At 65.1% G+C, this 8277-nt stretch carries 7 protein-coding genes; 6 read left to right on the forward strand and 1 reads right to left on the reverse strand.

Going from position 1 to position 8277, the window contains the following annotated elements; genetic code table 11:
• Positions 1–852: GDSL-type esterase/lipase family protein (locus EOA49_RS28365; protein WP_245460824.1), on the reverse strand; the 852-nt coding region annotated here is incomplete at its 3' end.
• Between the two features lie 362 nt (positions 853–1214).
• Here EOA49_RS28365 and EOA49_RS28370 point away from each other — a divergent pair.
• The 6 genes from EOA49_RS28370 to EOA49_RS28395 all read left to right on the forward strand — a co-directional run bounded on the left by EOA49_RS28370 (position 1215) and on the right by EOA49_RS28395 (position 8257).
• Positions 1215–2327: a sugar ABC transporter substrate-binding protein gene (locus tag EOA49_RS28370; protein WP_095800530.1), complete on the forward strand. Its 1113-nt coding sequence runs from the start codon at positions 1215–1217 to the stop codon at positions 2325–2327.
• Positions 2328–2401: 74 nt separating this feature from the next.
• Positions 2402–3922 carry a sugar ABC transporter ATP-binding protein gene (locus EOA49_RS28375; protein WP_164746843.1) on the forward strand — a complete coding sequence of 507 codons (1521 nt, stop codon included), beginning with the start codon at positions 2402–2404 and terminating at the stop codon, positions 3920–3922.
• 17 nt (positions 3923–3939) lie between these two features.
• The gene (locus EOA49_RS28380; RefSeq protein ID WP_164746842.1) at positions 3940–4890 is read left to right on the forward strand and encodes an ABC transporter permease; all 951 of its coding nucleotides are present in this window, start codon (positions 3940–3942) and stop codon (positions 4888–4890) included.
• 171 nt (positions 4891–5061) lie between these two features.
• A complete protein-coding gene (locus EOA49_RS28385; RefSeq protein WP_067003926.1) occupies positions 5062–5946 on the forward strand; it encodes an AraC family transcriptional regulator in 885 nt (294 codons plus the stop codon).
• Between the two features lie 197 nt (positions 5947–6143).
• Positions 6144–7751 (forward strand): FGGY-family carbohydrate kinase, encoded by a 1608-nt coding sequence (locus EOA49_RS28390; protein ID WP_127243487.1) that lies wholly within the window; start codon positions 6144–6146, stop codon positions 7749–7751.
• Between the two features lie 125 nt (positions 7752–7876).
• Positions 7877–8257 carry a hypothetical protein gene (locus EOA49_RS28395; protein WP_245460825.1) on the forward strand — a complete coding sequence of 127 codons (381 nt, stop codon included), beginning with the start codon at positions 7877–7879 and terminating at the stop codon, positions 8255–8257.
• Positions 8258–8277: the final 20 nt, after the last annotated feature.

Consider the following 8277-nt stretch of genomic DNA (forward strand, 5'->3'; position numbering starts at 1 on the left):
CCGGTAAGCCGCGATCAGGCTTTCGACGGCGACGGCCTCCTGGCGACCGGCAAGCATGGTTTCCGGCCAGCCGATGTCGTTGATGCCTTCCAGCACCGAGACCCATCGGACGTTGGGAAAGCCCAGAACGTCGCGGTCGAAGCGGGCGAGCGCGTTGGCGCCGCGGGCGCGGCTGGCAAGCACGCGGTTGCCGCCGATCCCCTGGTTGAGGACGCCGATGCCTGACAGCCGGCCGCTTTTCGCAAACCGCTCCGCCAGCCGGTCCGGCCAGCGCGCATTGCCGTCGACGGTCGAGCCGAAGCCGTCGGTAATGGAATCGCCGAGACAAACCAGAGAGCCGCTGTCCGGCCCGCTCTCGACCAGCACGGCGCTGAGGAAATAGCGGCTGGTCGAGGTCTGCTGCACCGGCAGTTCGGCTGCGCCGGCGAAGTCGCCGATTTCGGAGATGTAGGCGGTCTGCTGCGCCTCGTAGTGATAGGTCTCGATCGGAGCGAAATCGGGGAAATAGAGGCTGATCGCGATCTGCCCGAGATCGGGAACCGCTAGGTCCACAACATCGCTGAGCAGCGGCGCGCCGGGCGCTAGATCGGTCTGCCGTTCGCCGCCGAACGTCACCTGCCGGATGCTGCCGGCGTCGACCGCGCCGTCTTTCGCGGCAAGCGCGACGGTCGCGGCGCCGATCCGAATCGGCGAGGCGCCATATTCGTTGGACAGCCTCAATCGCAACCTCTCACCGCCGGTGCTGACGCGCACGACTTGGCGTACCGTCTGCCGGTGGAAGCCATAGAGCACGGCGTCTCCCGGCCAGACGTTCATCGGGCTTGCGCTCCAGGTTCCGATCCAGTGCTTCATTCTCTCCATCCCTTCGGTTTCGACGCGCGGCCCTCCGCCAGACAGATAGTCGCGGCTTGCGGCGCGAGCTACCGGTTGCGCTTTCCGCGACACATAGATTTTTGACTCCGAATGCAACGCGCCGGAGGTCGAGCATGTTGTAGCGCAGTCGTAATCGCGGCCTCGGCTTTCACTAGCGGAATCAAAAAAGTACTAACACCCGCCCCGGAACGTGGTGGCTGGCCGGATAGCGCGCGCCTAGCCTGATCAGATCGTCCGGGGGAGGAAACGTTCCGGGGGATGTTTGGGGCTGAGTGCCCCGCCGGGCGGGCTTGGTGGAAAGCTCTACCGGCAAAGATTCCAACCATTTCAGGGAGCGAGACATGGGTTGCGAGACCAAGAGCTTAACATTGAACCGCCGCGCGCTTTTGCAGGGCGCGGCAGCCACTGCCGGCGGCCTGTTGCTGGCGGGCGGCGAGCGCGCCGCGGCGCAAGGCACGACCTCCAAGGTTGTGGCTTGGGAGACCGGCTATCTCGGCTTCTTCTTCTTCGTCGTGCTGCAGGAGGCGCTGAAGCGCAAGGTCGAAAGCCTCGGCCTGGAATTCGTCGGCAAGGACGCCAATGGCGATGCCAACGCGCAGGTCAACGACTGGAACAGCCTGCTCTTGCAGAAGCCGCGCTACCTCATTTCCGACGCGCTGGATTCGGAGCTGCTCATCCCACTGAGCAAGAAGGCGAAGTCGCTCGGCGTGCCGCTCGGCATGGTCGACACCGTGCTTACCGGCGGAGAGGTAGCCGCTTCGGTGACCTTCGACAACAAGCAGTCGGGCGTCATGGCGGCGGAGAAGACCGCCGAGCTGCTCACCAAGAAGCACGGCTCGCCGAAGGGCAGCGTGCTCAACAATTACGGCTCGCTGACCGCCGTGGCGCTGCGCGACCGCAAAGACGGTTTCGAGGACACGCTTAAGAGCAAATATCCCGACATCGAGATCATCTCGCGGCCGCAGAGCAACCAGCATGAGCAGGCGCTCGCCGTGGTCTCGGCGACGCTGCGCGAGCGGCCGGACCTCGACGCCATCCACATGCCGACCGACATCTTCGTCGTTGATGCCCGCAAGGCACTCGAAACGCAGAAACGGCTGTTTCCGGTCGGCCATGAGAAGCACATCATCCTGACCAGCATCGATGCCTCGCCGAATGCGCTGGAATGGGTGAAGGCCGGCGAGATCGACGCCGACATCGCACAGGACCCGATCGCCTATGTCGAGATCGTCGTCGACCTGCTGGAAGAGTACACGCTGAAGGGCAAGCCGGTTCCGACCGGACCTTACGAAAACAAGAAGTATTTTTGGGAGAAGGGCACGATCGCCGACAGCCCGTCCGGCCCGCTGCTCACCATCCCGCCCTACTTCCTCACCAAGGAAAATGCCGACGACCCGCGCCACTGGGCCAATGTCGTGACCCAGGTGTGGAAGATGCAGCAGAACGCCGGCTGAGATCGCAGCCGACGAGGCGGGTGAGAACGCGCCCATCGCGTTCTCACCTCATTTCGAGATTGCCGGTTATCCCAATGGTCAACGCCGACGGCACAATCGTGCCCGATAGCCTTGCGCAGGACGGTGCCAACGCTGTTCTGACCGTCGACAATGTCTTCAAGCGCTTCGGCCCGCTTGCGGTGTTGGACGGCGTCTCGCTGAGCGTGTCGCGGGGCGCGATCCATGGCCTGCTCGGCAAGAACGGCGCTGGCAAATCGACGCTGTCCAACATCATCGCCGGGCTGTTGCGTCTCGACAGTGGCACCATCCTGTTGAATGGGGAGGACGTGTCGGCTCTGCCGTTGACGGCGCGCAAGAAGCGCGGGCTCCACCTTCTGTCGCAGCATTCGGAGATCTTCGAAGACCTCTCGATCGGCGAAAATCTTCTGCTGCCGGATCTGCCGAGACGCTACGGCTTGACCGACTGGTCCGCGCTCCGCCGCCTGGCGGTGCGCCAGCTCGAAAGCCACGGCATGCCGGTCGATCCGAGGCGGCGCGCCGGCGACCTCGGCGCCAGCGACAGGCGCAGGCTCGCCATCATCAAGGCGGTCGCGGCCGAAGCCTCGCTGATCATCCTCGACGAGCCGACCGCAGGCCTTGCGGCGGCCGAGCGGCTGCATCTGCTGGAATGGGTCGAGAGCCTTACCCAACGGGGCACGTCTTTCATCTACATCTCGCACCACAACGACGAGGTGCGCCAGCTCTGTTCGGAATACACGGTGCTGCGCGACGGCAAGGTGACCGCCAGCGGCAAAGCGGCGGAGCCTTCGGCCGAGGCCATGGCGCGCGTCATCACCGGCGCCGACGTCGCCGAATTCCACCGCGCCCGCAAGGATCATGGCGCGGCCATCGAGCTCAGCGGGCTATCCTTTTCCGGCGGCGGCCCGGTCGATCTTGCGATCGGCCACGGCGAGATCGTCGGCCTCGTCGGCCTGCTCGGCGAAGGGCCGCAGGAATTGATGCGGGCGCTGGGCGGCCTGCTGCCCATCGAGGCCGGTGCCGTCCTGATCGATGGCCGGGAAGCGCGTCTCGGCTCGCCGGGGCAGAGCCTCGGCTCGGGCATTGCCTACCTCACGCATGACCGCATCGGCGAAGGCCTGGTCGGCTCGATGTCGGTGACCGAGAACCTCAACCTCGGCAATTGGCCGCTATCGCTCGGCTGGCTGGTGAGCGGCGCCGGCATGAACCGCCGCATGCGCGAGGCGCGCGGCGCCATGGAGATCGTCATGGGCAGCGGCGCCCAGGAGATCGGCGAGTTGTCTGGCGGCAATCAGCAGAAGGTGCTGCTTGGCCGGCTGCTGGAACGCAAGCCGAGATTGCTTCTGCTCGACGAACCGACCGTCGGCGTCGATGTCGCCGCCAAGGAGCAGATCCACCGCCTGATCGACGATGCGACGAAGAAGGGCGTTAGCGTGCTTCTGCTCGCGCAGGACCCGGAAGAGATGCAGCGCCTCGTCGACCGCGTGGTGATCTTCTCCAAGGGTCGGATCGCGCGGATGCTGCGCGGCGCCGAGATCACCATCGATGCGATCGCCGAAGCGAGAGCGGCGCGATGACAGGGGCAGTATCGGACATGACCAGCAAGAAATTCCTTCTCGACAATGTGGTCTGGATCCTGATCATCGTGTTCAGCATCCTCGCCGGCTTCCTCAATCCCTTCTTCCTTTCGGAAGGCAATCTGCAGAACGTGCTGGTGCAGGCGACCACGCTGGGCGTGCTGGTGCTGGCGGTCTCCTTCACGCTTCTGATCGGCGAGATCGATCTCTCGGTGGTCGGCAATCTGGTCTTCTCGAGCATGATCGGCGCCTATGCCATGCAGCAGTTCGGCGTCCACTGGACGCTGGCCGTGCTCATCACCATCGTTGCCGGGGTGCTCGTCGGTCTGCTCAACGGCTACTTCGTCGCCTATTTGCGCATGAATTCGCTGATCGCGACGCTGGCCATGGGGCTTTTTCTGCAAGGCGCGGTGCTCGGCGCCACCCAGGCCCGCACCATGGTGGTGACCGATGAAGGCTACAGCTACATTGGCAGCGCCACCATCGGCAGCTGGCCGGTAATGCCGATCGCCCTCTTCGTCGCCTATCTCCTGGCGCATGTCGTGCTTGCTTATTCGGCCTGGGGTCGCAACCTCTATGCCACCGGCGGCAACCGCCGGGCGGCGAATGCCGCAGGCATCAACGTCAAGCGCGCGAGGCTTGGCGCCTTCAGCGCTTCCGGCTTCCTCGCTGGAGTGGCCGGCTTCCTCTACACCTCCTATCTCGGCGGCGTCAGCGTGACCGTCGGCAGCACGACGCTGCTCTATGCCGTGGCAGCACCCGTCATCGGCGGCGTTTCGCTGTTCGGCGGCCGCGGCCGCGTCATCGGCATGCTCGGCGGCACGCTGCTCATCACCGTCATCCAGACCGGCCTGCAGCTCATCAACGTCTCGGCCTATTACATTCAGATGATCGGCGGCGCGATGATCCTGCTTGCGATCGCCGTCGATGCCTTCCGCATAAGGAGCGAGGAACGCGGCGTCGTTTGAGGCGCCGCTCAGCGGCGTGGAGGCTCAGAATAGTCAAAAAAGTACCAATGGAGTGACGCGAACATGGTGGCGAAGATCTTGTCGGCTCGGTAGCTTGGCTGACATGAGGCCGAAACCGGACGGCGCGTCGTAGAGGGGACGCGCCTTGGCTTCAATACGGGAGGAGCAGCGATGAAACCCGATCTTGAAGTTGTGCAGATCAGGCCGGGCGAGTCTTTCACTGCCTGGTCGCACGGTTACCCGTTCCGCACGGTGCGCTGGCATTTCCATCCGGAATACGAACTGCATCTCATCGTCGCCACCCGCGGCCGCTATTTCGTCGGCGACTTCATCGGCGAGTTCGAGCCGGGCAATCTGGTGCTGACCGGCCCCAACCTGCCGCACAACTGGGTGAGCGATGTGCCGAAGGACGCGACGGTGCCGCTGCGCTGCCGCATCATCCAGTTCAATGAAGGCTTTATCGACGGCGCCATCAACACCTTCCCCGAGCTCGCGGCGCTGACGCCGGTGCTCGAAGCCTCGCGCCGCGGCGTGCTGTTCAGCCGCCAGACCAGCAAGCAGCTTGGCCCGCTGATGGAAGAGATCATGAATTCGCAAGGCGTGCGCCGCATCGAACTGTTCATGATGATAATGGGTCTGCTCAGCCGCGCCGAAGGCGCGCGCATGCTGGCCAGCGCGAGCTACCTGCCCGATCCGTCGGGCTATATGTCGGCCGGCATCAACAAGGCGCTTGCCTATCTGCGCGAGAACCTGACCCAGCCCTTCAGCGAGACGGACCTGGCCGCCATCGCCGGCCAGTCGCCCAGTGTATTCTCCCGCTCCTTCCGCCAGCACACCGGTATGACGCTGGTTCAGTATGTGAAGCGGCTGCGCATCAACCTGGCCTGCCAGATGCTGATGAGCGACGAGCAGGCTTCGATCACCAGCATCTGCTTCGAGGTCGGCTACAACACCCTTTCCAACTTCAACCGGCAGTTTCTCGCCGAAAAGGGCATGACGCCCTCGCATTTCCGGCGGCTGACACTGCACAACATCAACCTGGCGAAAGCGGCCTAGCCAGCCGGCACGACAAGCAGCGGCGTCGAATTGGCATGGGCAAACGTGCGCGGCAAGGCAAAGCTTTGCCTGCGCCGCTAGCCGGAACGGCAACACCGATAGGGAACGAAGGTGACATCACCGTCCGCGACCTTGTCATCCTGCCGCAAAGCAATGACCTATAGCAACCGAACGGATCGGGCGAAGGATCTGAAGTCATGAGCAGTCATTTCATCGGCATCGACATCGGCACCGGCAGTGCCCGCGCGGGCGTCTTCGACGAAGCGGGCGCCATGCTTGCGTCCGCCAAGGCCGACATCGCCACCTGGCATGCCGAAGGCCATATCGTCGAGCAATCGAGTAATGACATCTGGCGCGCCGTTGCTACGACCGTCCGCGAGGCGGTGTCGCTTGCCGGCATCTCGGCGCAGTCGGTGCATGGCATCGGCTTCGACGCCACCTGCTCGCTTGTCGTTCTGGGGCCGGGTGGCGAGCCGCTGACGGTCAGCCCGTCAGGGGATCCCGAGCGCAACATCATCGTCTGGATGGACCACCGCGCCACCGAGCAGGCGCGCAGGATCAACGGCACCGGCGAGGACGTGCTGCGCTATGTCGGCGGCACAATCTCGCCCGAGATGGAAACCCCGAAGCTCTTATGGCTCGCCGAGAACATGCCGCGGACCTTCGCCGCGGCATGGCAGTTCATGGATCTCGCCGATTTCCTCACCTGGCGCGCCACCGGCAGCCTGGCGCGCTCGACCTGCACGGTGACTTGCAAATGGACCTATCTCGCGCACGAGGCACGCTGGGATGATGGCTATTTTCGCAAGGTCGGGCTCGGCGCGCTCGCGGATGAGGAATTTGCCCGGATCGGCACCGAGGTCGTGGCGCCGGGGAGCGCGCTGCCCGACGGCTTGAGGAGCAAGGCGGCGGCCGAGCTTGGCCTTTTGCCCGGAACGCCGGTCGCCGCCGGCATGATCGATGCGCATGCCGGCGGCATCGGCTCGGTCGGCGCGCGCGGCGGCGCCGGCGATGTGACCACGCGCATGGCCTATGTCTTCGGCACTTCGGCCTGCACCATGACGACGACCGAGCAGGCGGCTTTCGTGCCGGGCGTGTGGGGGCCCTATTTCTCCGCGATGGTGCCGGGGCTGTGGCTGAACGAAGGCGGCCAGTCGGCCGCGGGCGCCGCCATCGATCGCCTGGTCGGCATGCACCCCGCCGCCGTCGAGCTGGCCGGGATCGCGGCGCGAGGCGGCCAGAACCTCAGCCAGTGGCTGGCGCAGGAGGCGGAGCGGCATGGCGGTGCGGCGAAGGCGGACAGACTGGTCGGCGGCTTGCATGTCGTTCCCGAATTTCTAGGCAATCGTGCCCCCTTGGCCAATCCCGACGCGCGCGGACTGGTCGCCGGCTTGGACATGGCGACCGGGGCCGACAGTCTCGTCGCGCTCTATGTCGCCGGCCTCTGCGGCCTCGGCTATGGCGCCCGCCAGATCCTGGCCGCCATGCATGGCCGCGGCATCAACATCGATACGATCGCCATCAGCGGCGGCGCAGGGCAGAGCCCGCTCGTGCGGCAGCTCATCGCCGACTCCACCGGCAAGGTGGTCTACGCGCCAACGTCCCCCGAGCCGGTGCTGCTCGGCTCAGCGATGCTCGGCGCGGTCGCCGCCGGGCGCTACTTCAACCTTCCCGCGGCCATGGCGGCGATGTCGGAGGTGGGCGAGGTCTATTCGCCGAACGCCGCGCTCGCTGCCTGCCACGACAGGCGCTTTGCCGCGTTCGAACGCCTGCAGGCTGCTGCGCTGTCAGTGTTGGCTGTGTGAGATGTCCGGCCGTCGCCCGCCGACGTTTACCGTCACTTGCCCTCTTGGCCGGAACCATCGCCGGGCGGAGGGGTTGTGTCGTCAGACTTCGATACATGGAAGGAACGACGATGCGGACATTGACGATGATGCTCGCTCTTTCGACCCTTGCCCTGGCGCAGCCGGTCTCGGCTCAACGCGCCGATCCGCAACCGCCCCAGGTTCTGCCCCCGGCTGAACAACGTCGGCTCGACCAGGTGCAACCCGATCCGGGAAGTTCCGGCCAAACCGTTACCAACGTCGTGGTGGTGGCGATGGAGGACCTGCCCGCGGAGATCAAGGTCCAGGCCGAAGCCGTGGTCACCAGGACAACCGCCACGGACCTAGCCAGGCTGCAGAAATCGATCGATGCCTCGCCCGAGGCGGTATCGGTGCTGCATGCGAACGGGCTGAATTCCTCGCAGGTCGTCGCCGCCAACATCGATGGCGACGGCACGCTGACGCTGATCATCCAGACCACGACATGATCAGCGTCAGCGTGCCGTCG

The sequence above is a fragment of the Mesorhizobium sp. M1A.F.Ca.IN.020.04.1.1 genome (assembly GCF_003997315.1).
GTDB lineage: Bacteria > Pseudomonadota > Alphaproteobacteria > Rhizobiales > Rhizobiaceae > Mesorhizobium.